Origin of the sequence: Bacteroides acidifaciens, from assembly GCF_024623065.1 — a bacterium.
GTDB classification, from domain to species: domain Bacteria; phylum Bacteroidota; class Bacteroidia; order Bacteroidales; family Bacteroidaceae; genus Bacteroides; species Bacteroides acidifaciens.
In genome coordinates this window covers 1-17,581 of record NZ_JANJZR010000008.1, presented here as the reverse complement: position 1 = coordinate 17,581, position 17,581 = coordinate 1, and the positions used below count along the sequence as shown (strand labels likewise).

Sequence of the window (17,581 nt, the reverse complement as noted above, 5' to 3'; positions counted from 1 at the left end):
TATGGATATTTTTATTTCAAGGAAACTTTCCAAATATCTGTTTTGCATCGGAATTTGCTTTCTTGTTACGTCTTTGGCATTTGCTCTAGGGGATGAAAATCGTAATGCATTATTGATTGGAGTTATGGCAATATCTCCATTGGTTTTTGTATTAATACCAGTTATAAACCGAAAAACAGATGTGGGGATTTTTCTTTTTATGACCTTGACGTTATTTTGTCCTTTATTAAATCATCCGGAAACAATGCGATGGAGTACAGCTTTATATGGATGTATGTTCGGATTTTACTTTATGGCTCTTTTTCATTTATTTGGATTTTCGGATTTGTCAAAACAGGATATCGCTAGATTGTTGAAATTTCTTTTATTAGCTTATGCAATAGTTTTGTTGATTCAACAGATTTGTGTGTTGACAGGATTTCCTATTTTTAATTTGGGTAATTATGATTTAAGGGAACCATGGAAATTGAATTCTTTAATGTCAGAGCCAGAGCATAGTGGCAGGATGACTTCATTGTTGATGTATGCATATTTATCTATAACTTCGAATGAAAAAACTGAAATTTCTTTTGTTAGTTCGTGGAGAAAAGACAAACTGGTATGGATTGCTTTTTTATGGTGTATGCTTACGTCTTTAAGTGCAGGTGCATATCTGTTTATGTTGGTCGTTCTATCGAAATTTTATACTAAAGGTGCCTCCTTTAAAATTGTAGGAGCTATTGTTACTTTATATATAATGTTGTCTTTATTTGATATTTCGGCCTTCAATCGTTTTACTAAATTTTGCGTTGCCATATTTACATTTGATATACATAAAATATATTCTGCTGATCAAAGTGCAGCACTGAGAATTGTTCCTTCTTTGATTTGTTTACAACAAATTGATTTGTTTACAGTGGATGGTTGGTTTGGACGTGGCATAGATTATATGTCAAGAATAATGTCTGATTATTTGCCAGGCGTAGAGAAAGGATATACAGGGGGAGGTTTACTTTTATATGCAGTGGAATATGGTTTTTTATCTTTTCTTGTTATCATACGTATTACGTTTAAACTGTGTTATGACAGGAATAATAAGACTCCTTCTATACTATTTTGGTTTTTCTCAGTTTTTCTTGTAGGAGTAAATTCTCAATTAACATGGGCTACAATAGTGTTACTTTATATGGTGAAGTGCATTCAGAAATTAGAGAAAAGTATATAGAAATAGTGGAAATTTATGAAAAATAAGAAAATTTTAGTGTTAGCTTATGCAATTTCCCCTACACGTGGTTCTGAGTACTCTGTGGCATGGAACTATGTACAAGAGATGTCAAAAGATAACAAACTAACAGTGCTTTATGGGGCATCAGGAGATTACATGGGGGATTGTGAGGAGATGGAGAATTATGTTAATCAACATCCGAACCCGCAAATTACATTTATTCCTGTTTACCCAAACAAGTTGGCGAATTTACTGAATTGGCCTAATCGCCATCATTTATTGGTTTATTCATTTTATTATGCATATAATGTTTGGCAAAAATTAGCATATCGAAAAGCTAAGGAGTTGGTGGCTGATGGGGCATTCGATTTAATACATTATGTAGGAATGATAGGCTATCGTGAACCAGGTTATTTGTGGAATTTAGGTTTACCATATATTTGGGGGCCTATTTCTGGAGCCAATAATTCATCTGTTGTTTTAATGAAAAATATGCCATTATTAGGTAAATTGAAACATCGGTTTAGAACAATAGCTAATATTTTTCAATTGCATTATAGTCGGAGATTAAAAAAAGCATTGAATGCAACAGATATTCTGCTTACTGCTACTTCTGAGAATCAGAGACTATTTAAGAATATTCATGGAAAAGACAGTATTTGTATTCCTGAGAATTGTATTATAGGGCATATTCATTTGAATAAAGGAAAATTTGTTAACCCTTGTAAATATAACCTTGTGGTGATTGGACGTTTGGATGCTGGAAAATCTGTTGGTATACTGCTGGAGGCAGTTGCTAAGTTAAAGTTTAAAGAAATGGTACATGTTGATATAGTTGGTGATGGATCTTTGAAAGATGAATTACAACAGTATGCAATAAAGAATGGTCTAAATTCTCTTATAACATGGCATGGAAGATTACCGAGAGATAAGGCCGTACAGGTATTTGATTCTGCTCATCTTCATGTTATAACCAGTATTAGTGAAGGTAATCCAACTACAATATGGGAAGCAATGAGTTTTGGTGTACCTACTTTGAGTTTTGATCATTGTGGTATGCATGATACTTTGTGTGACGGAGCAGGAATACTTGTACCGATAGAGTCGACTTATGAAGCTAATGTGCAGGGAATTACTAATGCTATAGATGTTGTGTTGGCAGAGCCTGAACGTTTGGAACGATTAGCAGAAGCTACGCTAATTCGTGCAAAGAAATATACATGGGAAATAAGGCGAAAGTTTTGGAATGAATTGTATGATGAATTGGTAATGAAATTAGATAAGAAAAGAAAATGAAACATCTCATTTGTTTTCACCTCTTTAATGATTATAGTGGCAGTCCCAAGATACTAAAGATGGTACTGGAAAATTTTCTGAAACAGCATTACATTGTAGATTTAGTTTCTTCTAAACATGGAGTGTTGGATGAATTGTTGTGTTATGAAAACTTACATAAACATTCTTATCCTTATCGTTTTTTAAAGAATCCAATAGTGATGATGTTATATTATTGTGCAGTGCAACTTTATATGTTTGTATTTGCATTCAGGTGGCTTTTTTGTAAGGATATAGTGTTTTATATAAATACTTTATTACCAGTGGGTCCAGCTTTGGCAGGAAGAATTATGGGAAAACGGGTGGTGTATCATTATCATGAGAATGCTTTTGTAAAAGGAAGAAGTTATAAAATACTAGCTATGGCTATGCAGAAGTTGGCACATGAGATAATCTGCGTTTCCTGTTATCAGGCTTCCTTTTTGAAACAAAAAAGTAATTTGTCTGTGGTACCTAATGCGTTGCCACAAGAATTTGTGGATAGACTGAGATTTATACCAAAAGCTGCTTTTATGAGGAAACGGGTATTAATGCTCGGGTCACTGAAACTTTATAAAAGTCCATTGGAGTTTGTGGAATTAGCCAAGCGTTTGCCACAATTTGATTTTGAATTGGTAGTGAATGATACGCAAGAAAATATCAACTGTTTTGTGAAAGAATACAAGATAAATATGGGTAAGAATCTGACTATCTATCCTAGACAGAATGATGTAACATCATTTTATAATCGTGCAAGTTTAGTGTTGAATTTGACGAATAAAAAACAAGCAATAGAAACGTTCGGTTTGACGGCTTTGGAAGCTATGAGTGCCGGTTTACCTGTGATTGTTCCAACGAAGGGGGGGATTGCAGAAATGGTAAAAGATGGAGTGAACGGATATAAGATAGATGTACAGGAATTAGATAAAATAGAAAACCGTATCAAATATATTCTATTAGACAAAGACATATACGTACACTTGTCTAATAATGCAAAAAAAGAATCGCAAAAATTTTCCATAATACAAATGCTAACAGAAATAGAAAGGTTGATATTTCCTTTATAGTTTGATAGTGAAAAAAGATTTGCTGCTTAGCTTTTTTAATATTTATCTGTTATATTTTTATGAAACAAGTTGCTATTGTAGGCATTCAAGGCGTACCTGCTAGGTATGGTGGTTTTGAAACTTTGGTTGAGAATATTATCGGTGATAATTGTTCGCCTGAAGTCCATTATACCGTTTTTTGTAGTGGCAAGGACTATGCCACACGTGCGGAAACATATAAAGGCGTGAAGTTGAAGTATGTCTCGTTATTTCGTGCCAATGGAGTGCAGAGTACTCTTTATGATATATTGTCAATGCTGAAATGCTTATGGGGGTATGATGCTGTAGTCATATTGGGGGTGTCAGGATGTATTTTTTTGCCTGTATTCAGATTATTATATCACAAACGACTGATCGTGAATATTGATGGCTTGGAGTATAAGCGAGCAAAATGGGGGAGGTTTGCTAAGTGGTTTTTGCGAACTAGCGAGATGATGGCTATTCGTAATGCTGATATAATTATAGCTGATAACAAAGCTATTCAGGATTATGTAATTGAAAAGTATCATAGAACAGTTGAACTGATTACTTATGGGGGAGATCATGTTTTCCAAGAGATTTCAGAGGAAAGGATAAATGATGTATTGAATCATTATAGTCTTACTCCAGGGGAATATGCTATATCGGTGTGTCGTATAGAACCAGAGAATAATTGTCATGTAGTGTTGGAAGCTTTTTGTAAGACAGATAAACGTTTGATTTTTATAGGAAACTGGCAGAGGAGTGAATATGGAAAAGGGTTGAAAAATAAGTATGGGGATTATACAAATATTACTTTACTTGATCCGATTTATGATTTGGAAATACTATATTCTTTGCGGGTAAATGCCGGGCAATATATTCATGGTCATAGTGCTGGTGGAACAAATCCTTCATTGGTAGAGGCTATGTCTTTAGGAGTTCCCATTATAGCTTTTGATGTGGTGTATAACCGGGAAACGACTCAAAATAAGGCATTCTATTTTAAAAATGTAGAGGAATTGATTCTTTTATTTAACAAGAAAAAGGAATTGTTGTCTATGAATGCCAAAGCAATGCAGGAGATTGCTGAAAGGGAATATGTTTGGTGTAAAATTGCACGACAATATGAGGCTTGTTATTGAAAAATAAATGTTTTTGATATATTACGCTTTAGGAACCGCTTTATGCACTACTTTTAAGTATATGTAATATGCAAAATGAAATATTAATAAATGAATTTTATGAACAAATTGTGTGAGAAACTATTATTTGGGTTGATACTGCCTTTTATTTTGGTAGCTTGTCAGTCCTACAAAAAAGTTCCCTATTTACAGGATTCGGAGATGATCGGTCAGGGGGTACAACAAGAAGTGATGTATGATGCTAAAATTATGCCGAAAGATTTGTTGACAATTGTGGTGTCATGTACAAGTCCGGAATTAGCAATGCCGTTTAACTTGACTGTAGCAAGTCCTATAAGTGTCGCTACCAGTAATATTACAACTACTACTCAGCCGGTCTTGCAACAATATTTAGTAAGTAATGAGGGGACGGTGGATTTTCCCGTATTAGGCGAGTTGAAGTTAGGCGGCTTGACAAAGAAGGAAGCGGAACAAATGATTGTGGAAAAATTGAAACCATACATTAAGGAGACTCCGATTGTTACTGTTCGCATGGTAAACTATAAAATATCAGTAATCGGTGAAGTGACCCGTCCAGGTACATTTACTATTAATAATGAGAAGGTGAATCTATTGGAAGCTTTAGCTATGGCAGGCGATATGACTGTTTACGGACTCCGTGACAATGTGAAGTTGATTCGTGAGGACGCCCATGGTAAACAACAGATTATAACTCTTGATCTCAATAAAACGGAGACAATTCTATCTCCTTATTATTGGTTACAACAAAATGATATAGTCTATGTAACTCCTAATAAAGCGAAAGCTCGCAATTCTGATATTGGCAACAGTGCAAGTCTTTGGTTCTCAGCTACTTCAATATTGGTGTCATTAGCGAGTCTGTTAGTAACAATTTTTAAATAATAAATCTATTATGAGTGGAGAAAATAAGGAAAAGTATAATGAAGTGGATGAAGAGTATATTAATATTCAAGAGATTCTTTTTCGTTATCTGGTTCATTGGCCTTGGTTTGTTGTTTCGGTAGTAGCTTGCATAATTCTTGCATGGGTATATTTGCATATAGCAACTCCTGTTTATAATATTTCTGCTACTGTTCTGATAAAAGATGAGGAAAAAGGTGGTGGAAAAAGTATGAGTTCCGAACTTGAAAGAATGGGGCTTGACGGTTTTATGTCATCATCCAAAAATATAGATAATGAAATAGAAGTGTTACGGTCTAAATCGTTAGCTCGTGAAGTTGTGAATCAGTTGAGTTTATTTGTAACTTATAAGGATGAAGATGCATTTCCTGAAAAAGAACTTTATCGTACTTCTCCCGTGCTGGCAAGTCTGACTCCACAGGAGGCTGAAAAACTTCCAGAAACGATGGAGGTGGGAATGACCTTATTGACAAATGGAATGATGGATGTCTTGATAACAGTAGGAGACAAAGAGTATCAGAAGCGATTTGATAAGTTACCGGCTATATTCCCAACAGATGAGGGCACTGTTGCTTTTTTTGAAAATAAAGATACGTTGGCAGTGAATTTTCAGAAAGGAGAAGAGGGGGAACGGCATATTAAAGCCTTTATAAATCGTCCAATGTCCGTAGCAAAAAAATATAGTGAAGCTTTGTCAATAGCTCCTACTTCAAAAACTACTTCAGTTGCTGTGCTTTCGCTAAAGAATTCAAATACACAACGCGGAAAAGATTTTATCAATAAGTTGCTTGAGATGTACAATATCAATGCCAACAATGATAAGAATGAAGTGGCGCAGAAGACTGCTGAATTTATAGACGAGCGTATCGGTATTATTTCCAAGGAACTGGGCAGTACGGAGCAGGATTTGGAGAATTTCAAACGTAGTGCCGGTATTACGGATTTGAGTAGTGAAGCTCAGATTGCCTTGACAGGTAATGCGGAATATGAAAAGAAGCGTGTAGAGAATCAGACTCAGATTAATTTGGTGATAGACCTGCAACGCTATATGAAAGGTAATGAATATGAGGTTTTGCCTAGTAATATTGGACTCCAAGATGCAGCATCGGCTGGCGCAATTGACCGATATAATCAGATGTTGGTTGAGAGAAAGCGTTTGCTACGTACATCGACAGAGAATAATCCGACCATCGTGAATTTGGATACTAGCATTCGGGCAATGCGCAGCAATGTGCAAGCTACATTGGATGCTACACTGAAAGGATTGCAAATTACAAAAGATGATTTAGCTCGCGAAGCGAATCGTTATTCTCGTCGTATTAATGATGCTCCTACGCAAGAACGTCAGTTTGTCAGCATTGCCCGTCAACAAGAAATCAAGGCAGGACTCTATTTGATGTTGCTTCAAAAGCGTGAAGAGAATGCTATAACTTTGGCTGCTACTGCTAATAATGCAAAGATAATTGATGAAGCATTGGCGGACGAAAATCCGGTTTCTCCTAAAAAGATGATGATTTATTTTGCTGCTTTAGTCTTGGGAATGGGGCTTCCGGTAGGTATCATTTGTCTGATTGGTTTGACTAAGTTCAAGATAGAGGGTCGTGCAGATGTTGAAAAATTGACTTTGCTTCCTGTTGTCGGCGATATTCCATTAGCGGATGAAAAGACAGGTTCAGTTGCAGTATTTGAGAATAAGAACAATCTCATGAGCGAGACTTTCCGAAACATTCGTACCAATCTTCAGTTCATGCTTGAGAATGGTAAGAATGTAATTTTGGTGACTTCTACCATTAGTGGTGAAGGAAAGTCTTTTATATCCGCCAATTTGGCAATCAGTCTCTCTTTACTAGGCAAAAAAGTAGTAATAGTCGGGCTTGATATTCGTAAACCGGGGTTGAACAAAGTATTCAATATTTCTAAGAAGGAGCATGGTATTACTCAGTTCCTGACTAATCCGACTATGAATCTGATGGACTTGGTACAACCTTCTGACATAAATAAGAATCTGTTTATTCTTCCCGGTGGAACCGTTCCGCCTAATCCGACAGAGTTATTGGCTCGTGACGGATTGGATAAAGCTATCGAAACATTGAGGGCGAATTTTGATTATGTGATATTGGATACGGCGCCGGTGGGTATGGTAACAGATACTTTGCTTATAGGACATGTTGTTGACTTATCTGTATATGTATGTCGGGCAGATTACACCCGTAAGGCTGAGCTTACTCTTGTTAATGAACTTGCTGAAAACAATAAGTTGCCTAATCTTTGTATCGCTATTAATGGTTTGGATTTGAATAGGAGAAAATATGGCTATTATTACGGCTATGGTAAATATGGCAAATATTATGGCTATGGTAAACGTTACGGTTATGGCTATGGTTATGGAGAAAATCATGGTGATAAAGAATAATCGTTGAATAAATAGATATTATATCTCTGCCTGTATTCTGATATATACAGGTCGATATGACATATGACATAAAGTGCTTTTAATACTTTTATACAAAGTGAGATGAAACATGTAGGTCCCTAACTTCATGCTACATACACATGAAGAATCCTACATTTTGTAGGTCGGGAAATGTACAGCGGTATGTTCCTGATCTACGCCCTCATACCGGCGTAAACGCCGGTGTGATTTCCTTTATATCAACTGTCTGTGAAGATCGTTGATATATTTTTTTTATAACAAGCAGAGGTGGAAAACGAAATACGAATAAGAGAAAAACATAAAGCACCATGTGTTACAAGTGTTTTAATTAGTTTCTTCTGTTTTTCTTGTAAAATTGGACATTTTGGAGTAACTTGCGCAATTATTAAAAAAACAGAAGAATAATTAGGTATGGATAATCATGTCGTAATAATGGCCGGTGGCATTGGCAGCCGTTTTTGGCCGATGAGCACACCGGAATGTCCGAAACAGTTTATTGATGTAATGGGATGTGGGCGGTCGCTGATTCAGTTGACTGCCGATCGTTTTGACGGTGTTTGCCCGAAGGAAAATATGTGGGTGGTTACTTCCGGGAAATATATAGATATTGTTCGGGAGCAGTTGCCCGAGATACCGGAGAGTAATATTCTGGCAGAGCCTTGTGCGCGGAATACTGCGCCTTGTATAGCTTATGCTTGCTGGAAGATTAAAAAGAAACATCCGAATGCAAATATCGTGGTAACTCCTTCGGATGCATTGGTTATTGATACGGGGGAATTCCGCCGGGTAGTAGAGAAGGCGCTTCGTTTTACGAATGATAGCAGTGCTATTGTTACCTTAGGTATCAGACCGACTCGTCCGGAAACAGGATATGGATATATTGCTTCCGGAGATCGGATAATGACGGATAAGGAGATTTTTACGGTAGATGCATTCAAAGAAAAACCGGATAAAGAAACTGCTGAGAGGTACTTGGCAGAAGGAGATTATTTCTGGAATGCTGGAATCTTTGTGTGGAATGTACGTACCATAACCTCAGTGATGCGTGTATATGCTCCAGGTATTGCACAGATTTTCGATCGTATCTTCCCGGACTTCTACACGGAGAAAGAAGGCGAAACGATAAAGAAGCTGTTTCCGACTTGCGAAAGCATTTCTATTGACTACGCAGTGATGGAGAAAGCGCAGGAAATCTATGTACTGCCTGCTTCATTCGGTTGGTCGGATTTGGGCACTTGGGGAGCTCTGCGCGGACTCTTGCCACAGGATAAATCGGGGAATGCTACGGTAGGAACGGATATTCGCCTGTATGACAGTAAGAACTGTATTGTGCACGCCAGCGAAGAAAAGCGGGTGGTGGTGCAAGGACTGGACGGATATATCATTGCCGAGAAAGATAATACATTGTTGATTTGCAAACTGGATGAGGAGCAGAGAATTAAAGAATTCTCTAAATAATTGGGGGATATTTTTTTGGAAAATGGAGTAAACCAAGTTTTGTCATATTGGTTTATTCCATTTTTCCGTTTATTTCGTTTTTCTTTTTATGGCCGGACTCTATGAAAGGGCAGAGATGGCAAATGGGTAAGGACTATTGGGCTCAGAGGAGCTTGAATCTTAATCGCAACGTTTGTCGTTCTTCGTCATAATCATAGCTGATGATTTTGAAATTTCCTACTTCTGAAGTATTCGATACATGCGAACCGATGCAGGCACAGGCATCATAATCTCCAATGCGAATGATGCGAAGTGTTTCGCTGGCATCGGCAGGTAGTTTACTCAAGTCTACAATGGCTTTAGCCTGTTCGTGTGTCATAAACTCAATAGTCACCGGCAGATTCTGACTGATGACTTCGTTCACTTTATTTTCAATAGATTGTATCTGCTCTGCTGTCGGACAAGAGGAAAGAATATAGTCACATTTACTTTTTTTTCTTTCTATGTGGGCATTGCGAGAGCGTGGGCAACCGAAAGTTTTTACCATAGTGGCATTTAATAAATGCTCCGCTGTATGCATGGGCGGGTACTCCTGTTTGTTGTGGTCGTTGAGTTGAGGCTGTTGTTCCATAAATTATTCTTATTTTCCAATTATAATTTTTTCTCCTAAGAAATGGGGCTGTTGTTTTTTGGTTTTTTGGGGCAAAAGTACCATTCTTTTTTAGGATTCCAAACGTATGGATATAAAAAAAGGAGCAACGCCTTGCTCCAACCTTTGTTAACCTTAAATCTAATACTATGAAAAACACATTGCAAAGGTACGGACTTTTGCGACAATAGCAAATAATCCAAGAAAAACAATATGTTATATAACATAGATTAAGAAACTTGGGTTTGATGTTAACGCTTATTTGCTGATTGAGTAACAAGATATATGAGAATTCTTTATCTTTGCGTGTGATTAATATTTCACTAATACTTAAAAATATAAAGATGAAAGGAAAAAGGATAGGCCAGTGGGCATTATTGGTTGTTATTTGTTTGAGTTTCTCAATAGGAGAGACTTTTGCTCAGAAAAAAGATTTTGCAAACTTGGCTCGCTATGCAAAAGAAAATGTAGCGTTGCCCACACCGGCAAAAAAAGAGAAAAGGGTTGTGTTTATGGGAAACTCTATTACCGAGGGGTGGGTGCGGACTCATCCGGAGTTTTTTAAGACGAACGGATATATCGGTCGTGGTATTAGTGGGCAGACTTCCTATCAGTTCTTGCTGCGCTTCCGTGAAGATGTGATAAATCTTTCTCCAGCTTTGGTAGTCATTAATGCCGGAACCAATGATGTGGCGGAAAATACGAATCCTTATAATGAAGATTATACTTTTGGCAATATCGTTTCTATGGTCGAACTGGCTAAGGCAAATAAGATAAAGGTGATATTGACTTCCGTACTTCCTGCTGCGGCTTTTGGATGGAGAATGGAAATAAAAGATGCTCCACAGAAGATTCAAGCCTTGAATGCCCGTATAGAGGCTTATGCTAAGGCTAATAAAATTCCGTTCGTAAATTATTATAAGGCAATGGTGGCCGGTGATAATCAAGCTTTGAATCCTCAATATACAAAAGATGGAGTTCATCCGACAGGTGAAGGATATGATATTATGGAACCGTTGATTAAAGCTGCGATAGAGAAAGCGCTTTGAGGAATGTTGGCAGATTTTGATGCGTGCGACGGTCGTAAATAAGTAAACTTTCGTATTGGAAAATAGTGGATAAAAATGGCGTCACTATCCGGTCGGCATAGTGACGGTATGTGGCTATGATAGTGACGGTATCCCACCCGGATAGCGTCACTGTTTTTGGGGGGCGGAATAAGAAAGACAGGATAAGTACGGGCATAAAAAAAGGAGCAACGCCTTGCTCCAACCTTTGTTAACCTTAAATCTAATACTATGAAAAACACAGTGCAAAGATACGGACTTTCGTGATATTTGCAAATTATCAGTGAATGATTCGTGTTTTTATAACACTAGTTAAATGTTTGATTCCTGTATTATAGATTTGTTAAGATTCTCCATCTTCCGTAGTAGATGGAGAATGAAAAAGCTTATCCCCATTTTTCTTTCATTAAATCTTCCAGTTTCAGTAATTCGTCACGATATTGGGCAGCTTCAATGAATTCCAATTTCTTGGCGGCTTCCTGCATAAGTTTGCGGGTACGCTCGATGCTCTTTTCCATTTGCGGTTTGCTCATATACTGTATTACCGGATCGGCCGCGATATTTGGCGTGGCAGGTTCGATATAAGCATGCTTATCCTTCAATAATTCATTTGCTTCGGAGTTTACATTGCCGAATAAGGTCAGATTTCTAGCCTTCTTGATTTGCTGTGGAGTAATCCCGTTTGCTTCATTATATGCCAGTTGTTTTTCACGACGGCGGTTAGTCTCGTCAATGGTCAACTTCATGCTATCCGTCATTTTGTCGGCATACATGATAACTTTTCCATTCACATTACGCGCGGCGCGTCCCGCGGTCTGTGTCAAAGAACGGTGGGAGCGAAGGAATCCTTCTTTGTCTGCGTCGAGGATAGCTACAAGAGATACTTCGGGAAGGTCCAACCCTTCACGAAGCAGATTCACTCCGATTAGTACATCGTAAATTCCTTGCCGGAGATCATCCATGATTTTGACACGTTCGAGCGTATCGACATCACTATGGATATAATTACACCTTACGTTATTATTAAGAAGGTATTCCGTCAATTCTTCCGCCATTCGTTTGGTCAGCGTAGTGACAAGTACACGTTCTTCCCTTTCTATCCGCAGTTGAATTTCTTCCATCAAGTCGTCAATCTGATTTAGGCTCGGACGAACTTCAATAATCGGGTCTAATAAACCGGTAGGACGGATTACCTGTTCCACAACAATACCTTCGGATTGAATTAATTCATAATCAGCCGGTGTTGCACTGACGTAAACCACTTGTTTGGCCATCTCCTGAAACTCTTCAAATTTCAGCGGACGGTTATCCATAGCGGCAGGCAGGCGGAACCCGTATTCCACAAGATTCACTTTACGTGCACGGTCTCCCCCGTACATGGCGCGGATTTGCGGTACGCTTACATGACTTTCATCAATAACGATGAGAAAATCCTCAGGGAAGAAGTCGAGCAGGCAGTAGGGGCGGGTGCCGGCTGCACGACCGTCGAAATAGCGGGAATAATTTTCAATGCCGGAACAATGGCCGAGTTCCCGAATCATTTCCATATCGTAAGTGACCCGCTCATAGAGTCGTTTTGCTTCATATTCCTTGCCTATAGATTCAAAGAAAGCCACTTGTTTGGTCAAATCATCCTCTATTTCGTGAATGGCGCGGAGAGTGGCTTCCTTGGTGGTCATAAACAAATTGGCCGGATAAATCTTATAAGCATCGAATGGAGCGACGGTGACACCTGTTATGGGATCGACCTCTTCTATGCCATCAATTTCATCTCCCCAGAAGGTGACGCGAAGCAGATTGTCCGTGTAAGCCAGATAAATATCCACAGTATCACCTTTCACGCGGAAATTGCCACGGTTGAGGTCGATATCGTTACGCACATACAGGCTGTCCACCAGACGGCGAAGAAATACGTTGCGGTCCATCATACGGCCCCGTTCTATATCAATCACATTCTTATAGAAATCCGAAGGGTTTCCCATACCATAAATACAGGAAACGGAAGAAACCACTACCACATCTTTTCTTCCGGAGAGTAGGGCGGAAGTGGCGGCAAGACGAAGTTTGTCGATTTCGTCATTAATCATCAAGTCTTTTTCTATATATGTATCACTGCTTGGCAAATAGGCTTCCGGCTGGTAATAATCATAATAAGAAACGTAATACTCTACCGCATTGTTGGGGAAGAATCCTTTAAATTCGCCATATAGCTGGGCAGCCAGCGTTTTGTTATGACTCAAAATCAACGTCGGTTTGTTGATATTGGCAATTACGTTGGCGATGGTAAATGTTTTTCCCGAACCGGTGACTCCCAATAAAGTCTGTGCGGGAACTCCCTGAAGAATTCCCTCTGTCAGTTGTGCGATAGCTTCCGGTTGGTCTCCCGTAGGCTTGTAAGCTGATGTTAGTTCAAAATTCATAGTTAATCCTAAAAAGTGGAGCAATATTCGGTAAAATAATTGAGATTACAAATCATTTTTTCAAATAAATCCTTTACTTTGCAACATATTAATATCAAACAACAGATTCATACAACTAGTAATACCGGAAACACATGATTTGGAATGAGAGCATTGAGTGTATGGACCGCGAAAGTCTTCGCAAGATTCAAAGCATACGACTCAGGAAAATTGTAGATTACGTTTATCACAACACGCCCTTCTATCGGAAGAAGATGCAGGAAATGGGGATTACTCCCGACGATATCAATAGTATTGATGATATTGTAAAACTGCCGTTTACCACGAAACATGATTTAAGAGATAATTATCCGTTCGGACTTTGTGCCGTGCCGATGAGCCAGATTGTACGTATCCATGCATCTTCCGGTACTACCGGAAAGCCGACAGTGGTTGGGTATACCCGTAAGGACTTGTCTTCGTGGGCGGAATGTATCTCACGGGCTTTTACTGCCTATGGGGCAAGCCGCTCTGACATATTCCAGGTTTCTTATGGATACGGGCTTTTCACAGGTGGGCTGGGTGCGCATGCCGGAGCTGAAAATATTGGGGCTTCCGTTATTCCGATGTCGAGTGGTAACACGGAGAAACAGATTACTTTGATGCATGATTTTGGCTCGACAGTACTTTGTAGCACGCCTTCTTATGCACTTTATCTGGCGGATGCTATCAAAGATTCCGGCTTGCCGCGCGAAGAATTTAAACTGAAGATGGGGGCTTTCGGTGCGGAACCTTGGACTGAAAATATGCGTCATGAGATTGAGGAAAAGCTGGGCATCAAGGCTTATGATATTTATGGTTTGAGTGAAATAGCCGGGCCGGGTGTGGGGTATGAGTGTGAATGCCAGCATGGTACGCATTTGAATGAAGACCATTACTTCCCCGAAATTATTGATCCGAATACTTTGCAACCGGTGGAATCCGGACAAACAGGCGAATTGGTATTTACCCATCTGACTAAGGAGGGTATGCCGTTGCTTCGTTATCGTACGCGCGACTTGACTGCTTTGCATTACGAAAAATGTTCTTGTGGACGTACGCTGGTGCGCATGGACCGCATTCTGGGACGTAGTGACGATATGCTGATTATCCGTGGTGTAAACGTGTTCCCGACGCAAATCGAGTCCGTTATTCTCGAAATGGCGGAATTTGAACCTCACTACCTGTTGATAGTAGGTCGTGAAAACAATACCGATACGATGGAGCTTCAGGTAGAAGTACGCTCTGAATTCTATTCGGACGAGATTAACAAAATGCTGGCCTTGAAGAAAAAACTGGCAGGACGTCTGCAAAGTGTAATCGGATTGGGGGTTAACGTGAAACTGGTGGAGCCGCGCAGCATTGAGCGTAGTGTAGGCAAAGCGAGACGAGTGATTGATAACAGAAAAATATAATACCTCAACTTACAATATAATACTTTACGAGCATGGTAGCAAAACAACTTTCTATCTTTTTGGAAAACAAGTCAGGCCGTTTGACGGAAGTGACTGAAGTGCTGGCGAAAGAGAATGTCAATCTTTCAGCCTTGTGCATCGCTGAAAATGCAGATTTTGGCATTTTGCGTGGAATAGTATCCGACCCGGAAAGAGCATATAAAGCTTTGAAAGATAAACATTTTGCGGTGAATGTGACTGATGTGGTCGGCATTAGCTGTCCGAACGTGCCGGGGGCTTTGGCTAAGGTGCTGGCATTCTTGTCGGACGAAGGGGTATTTATCGAATATATGTATTCGTTTGCCAATAACAATATCGCTAATGTGGTGATTCGTCCCAGCAATCTGGATAAATGTATTGAAGTGTTGAAAGAAAAGAAGGTCGATTTGCTGGCAGCGAGCGACCTGTATAAACTGTAAATGTCAAGGTTGAAATGTAGACAGTAATAATGAACCATAAACAAGATGCGGTGGATGGGCTGTACTTTCAGTTAATAGTGCGGTTCATTCACCGCATATCGTTTATGGTTCGATGTCATTTTCTCCCCCTTTTGTCGATGTTTAACGCCTTTTATGTATTAAAAAACATAGATTAATTGCTAAATTCCCGGCGAATCAGTAACTTTGCGCATTATTTTTAAATAGGATGAAGAAAAATATCATTATAACTTTGCTTGCAGCAGCTACTCTTACTTCATGTGGAGAGTATAATAAATTGCTGAAAAGCACCAATTACGAATACAAGTACGAAGCCGCCAAAAACTATTTTGCGAAAGGACAATATAACCGTTCGGCTACTTTGTTGAATGAGTTAATCACTATTCTTAAAGGTACGGACAAGGCGGAAGAGTCTTTGTATATGTTGGGAATGAGCTACTATAATCAGAAAGATTATCAGACAGCTGCCCAAACATTTATTACCTATTTCAATACATATCCCCGTGGTACTTTTACCGAACTGGCGCGTTTCCATGCAGGTAAGGCATTATTCCTGGATACGCCGGAGCCACGCTTGGATCAGTCAAGTACTTATCAGGCTATCCAGCAGTTGCAGATGTTCATGGAATATTTCCCGAACAGCACAAAGAAGCAGGAAGCACAGGATATGATTTTTGCTTTGCAGGATAAGTTGGTGCTGAAAGAGCTTTATTCGGCCAGATTATATTATAATTTGGGTAATTATATGGGTAACAACTATGAGTCTTGTGTTATCACTGCTCAGAATGCTCTGAAGGATTATCCTTATACCGATTATCGCGAAGAACTTTCCATTTTGATTCTGCGTGCAAAACACGAAATGGCTATTTATAGTGTGGAAGACAAAAAGATGGACCGTTATCGTGAAACTATTGATGAATATTATGCCTTTAAGAATGAATTTCCTGAAAGCAAATACTTGAAAGAGGCTGAAAAAATATTCAATGAATCACAGAAAGTAATTAAAGACTAAATTTAAATAGATTTATGGACTACAAAAAAACGAATGCTCCTACTACAACGGTAACCCGTGACATGATGGAACTCTGTTCTGATACAGGGAATGTTTATGAAACTGTTGCCATTATTGGTAAGCGCGCTAATCAGATCAGTGTGGAAATCAAAAACGACTTATCCAAAAAGTTGGCTGAGTTTGCTTCTTATACAGATAATATGGAAGAAGTATTTGAAAATAGAGAGCAAATCGAAATTTCTCGCTACTATGAGAAATTGCCGAAACCGGATTTGATTGCTACGCAAGAATACGTCGAAGGGAAAATATATTATAGAAATCCTGCTAAGGAGAAAGAAAAACTTCAGTAATCTATTTTCTGACGAAAGAATTGATAGTCAAGTAGTAAGTGGGATACTAATCCTTGCTCCTTATTGCTTGGCTATTATTGTTTAACTTAACTGCTATTAGAAAAATTATGATTCAACGGATTCAAACAGTTTATTTACTGATTGTTGCAGGATTGCTGATTGCGGCAATGTGTCTGCCGATGGGCTACTTTATTGATACGATGGGAGAGCATCCTTTCAAGGCTTTGGGAATGGGCGTAAATGACGCTTTCCAGTCTACATGGGGATTGTTTGGCATTTTAATGTTCAGCACCTTGGTGGCTGCTGCTACTATCTTCTTGTTTAAGAACCGTATGTTGCAGATTCGTATGACAATCTTCAATAGCCTGCTGTTGGTGGGGTATTATATCGCTTTCATTGCTTTTTATTTTGCATTGAAAAATGACGCGAATATGTTCCGTATTGGTTGGGCGCTGTGTCTGCCGCTTGTTTCTATTATCCTGAATATTTTGGCTGTTCGTGCTATCGGACGGGATGAAGTAATGGTAAAGGCAGCAGATAGATTGAGATAATTTGAGCATTCATATCTGATACAAAAAGAAGGTGTGTCAAAATGCGCACCTTCTTTTTTTATGCACAAAGCCCCTACTTTCACAAGCTGGGGCTTTGTTATTAC

Annotated in this window: 15 protein-coding genes; 13 read left to right on the top strand and 2 right to left on the bottom strand. The window is 38.9% G+C overall.

The annotated features are described in order from the left end of the window. Position 1 precedes the first annotated feature (1 nt). From NSB03_RS03680 to NSB03_RS03650, 7 genes are all read left to right on the top strand, one after another. Positions 2–1,204 (top strand): hypothetical protein, encoded by a 1,203-nt coding sequence (locus NSB03_RS03680; protein WP_024986884.1) that lies wholly within the window; start codon positions 2–4, stop codon positions 1,202–1,204. A 15-nt stretch (positions 1,205–1,219) separates the two neighbouring features. After that, complete coding sequence (locus NSB03_RS03675; protein ID WP_257466221.1) at positions 1,220–2,500, top strand: glycosyltransferase family 4 protein; 1,281 nt, start codon at positions 1,220–1,222, stop codon at positions 2,498–2,500. Next, a complete protein-coding gene (locus NSB03_RS03670; protein ID WP_024986881.1) occupies positions 2,497–3,585 on the top strand; it encodes a glycosyltransferase family 4 protein in 1,089 nt (362 codons plus the stop codon). The genes NSB03_RS03675 and NSB03_RS03670 overlap by 4 nt, the downstream gene beginning before the upstream one ends. 59 nt (positions 3,586–3,644) lie before the next feature. Continuing rightward, positions 3,645–4,727, top strand: coding sequence for a DUF1972 domain-containing protein (locus NSB03_RS03665; protein WP_024986880.1), 1,083 nt, complete (start codon positions 3,645–3,647; stop codon positions 4,725–4,727). 99 nt (positions 4,728–4,826) lie between these two features. Next, positions 4,827–5,630 (top strand): polysaccharide biosynthesis/export family protein, encoded by an 804-nt coding sequence (locus tag NSB03_RS03660; RefSeq protein WP_024986879.1) that lies wholly within the window; start codon positions 4,827–4,829, stop codon positions 5,628–5,630. 10 nt (positions 5,631–5,640) lie between these two features. After that, the gene (locus tag NSB03_RS03655) at positions 5,641–8,061 is read left to right on the top strand and encodes a GumC family protein (RefSeq protein WP_024986878.1); all 2,421 of its coding nucleotides are present in this window, start codon (positions 5,641–5,643) and stop codon (positions 8,059–8,061) included. A 432-nt stretch (positions 8,062–8,493) separates the two neighbouring features. After that, entirely contained in the window at positions 8,494–9,540 is a 1,047-nt protein-coding gene (locus tag NSB03_RS03650) for a mannose-1-phosphate guanylyltransferase (RefSeq protein ID WP_024986877.1), read from the top strand. 142 nt (positions 9,541–9,682) lie between these two features. Here the strand turns inward: NSB03_RS03650 and NSB03_RS03645 are convergent, their stop codons facing one another. Beyond that, positions 9,683–10,150 carry an alanyl-tRNA editing protein gene (locus NSB03_RS03645; protein ID WP_257466219.1) on the bottom strand — a complete coding sequence of 156 codons (468 nt, stop codon included), beginning with the start codon at positions 10,148–10,150 and terminating at the stop codon, positions 9,683–9,685. A 362-nt stretch (positions 10,151–10,512) separates the two neighbouring features. On the opposite strand from NSB03_RS03645, the gene NSB03_RS03640 reads away from it, so the two are divergent. Continuing rightward, entirely contained in the window at positions 10,513–11,217 is a 705-nt protein-coding gene (locus NSB03_RS03640) for an SGNH/GDSL hydrolase family protein (RefSeq protein ID WP_024986876.1), read from the top strand. 404 nt (positions 11,218–11,621) lie between these two features. On the opposite strand, the gene uvrB is transcribed toward NSB03_RS03640, so the two are convergent. Then, positions 11,622–13,655 (bottom strand): excinuclease ABC subunit UvrB, encoded by a 2,034-nt coding sequence (gene uvrB / locus NSB03_RS03635; protein ID WP_024986875.1) that lies wholly within the window; start codon positions 13,653–13,655, stop codon positions 11,622–11,624. A gap of 134 nt (positions 13,656–13,789) precedes the next feature. On the opposite strand from uvrB, the gene NSB03_RS03630 reads away from it, so the two are divergent. From NSB03_RS03630 to NSB03_RS03610, 5 genes are all read left to right on the top strand, one after another. Beyond that, positions 13,790–15,088: a phenylacetate--CoA ligase family protein gene (locus tag NSB03_RS03630; protein ID WP_024986874.1), complete on the top strand. Its 1,299-nt coding sequence runs from the start codon at positions 13,790–13,792 to the stop codon at positions 15,086–15,088. Between the two features lie 32 nt (positions 15,089–15,120). Continuing rightward, on the top strand, positions 15,121–15,546 hold the full coding sequence (locus NSB03_RS03625; protein ID WP_024986873.1) for an ACT domain-containing protein: 426 nt from the start codon (positions 15,121–15,123) through the stop codon (positions 15,544–15,546). Between the two features lie 226 nt (positions 15,547–15,772). Continuing rightward, entirely contained in the window at positions 15,773–16,576 is an 804-nt protein-coding gene (locus NSB03_RS03620; RefSeq protein ID WP_024986872.1) for an outer membrane protein assembly factor BamD, read from the top strand. Between the two features lie 14 nt (positions 16,577–16,590). Beyond that, positions 16,591–16,926: a DNA-directed RNA polymerase subunit omega gene (locus tag NSB03_RS03615; protein WP_024986871.1), complete on the top strand. Its 336-nt coding sequence runs from the start codon at positions 16,591–16,593 to the stop codon at positions 16,924–16,926. Positions 16,927–17,033: 107 nt separating this feature from the next. Beyond that, complete coding sequence (locus NSB03_RS03610) at positions 17,034–17,477, top strand: DUF4293 domain-containing protein (RefSeq protein ID WP_024986870.1); 444 nt, start codon at positions 17,034–17,036, stop codon at positions 17,475–17,477. Positions 17,478–17,581: the final 104 nt, after the last annotated feature.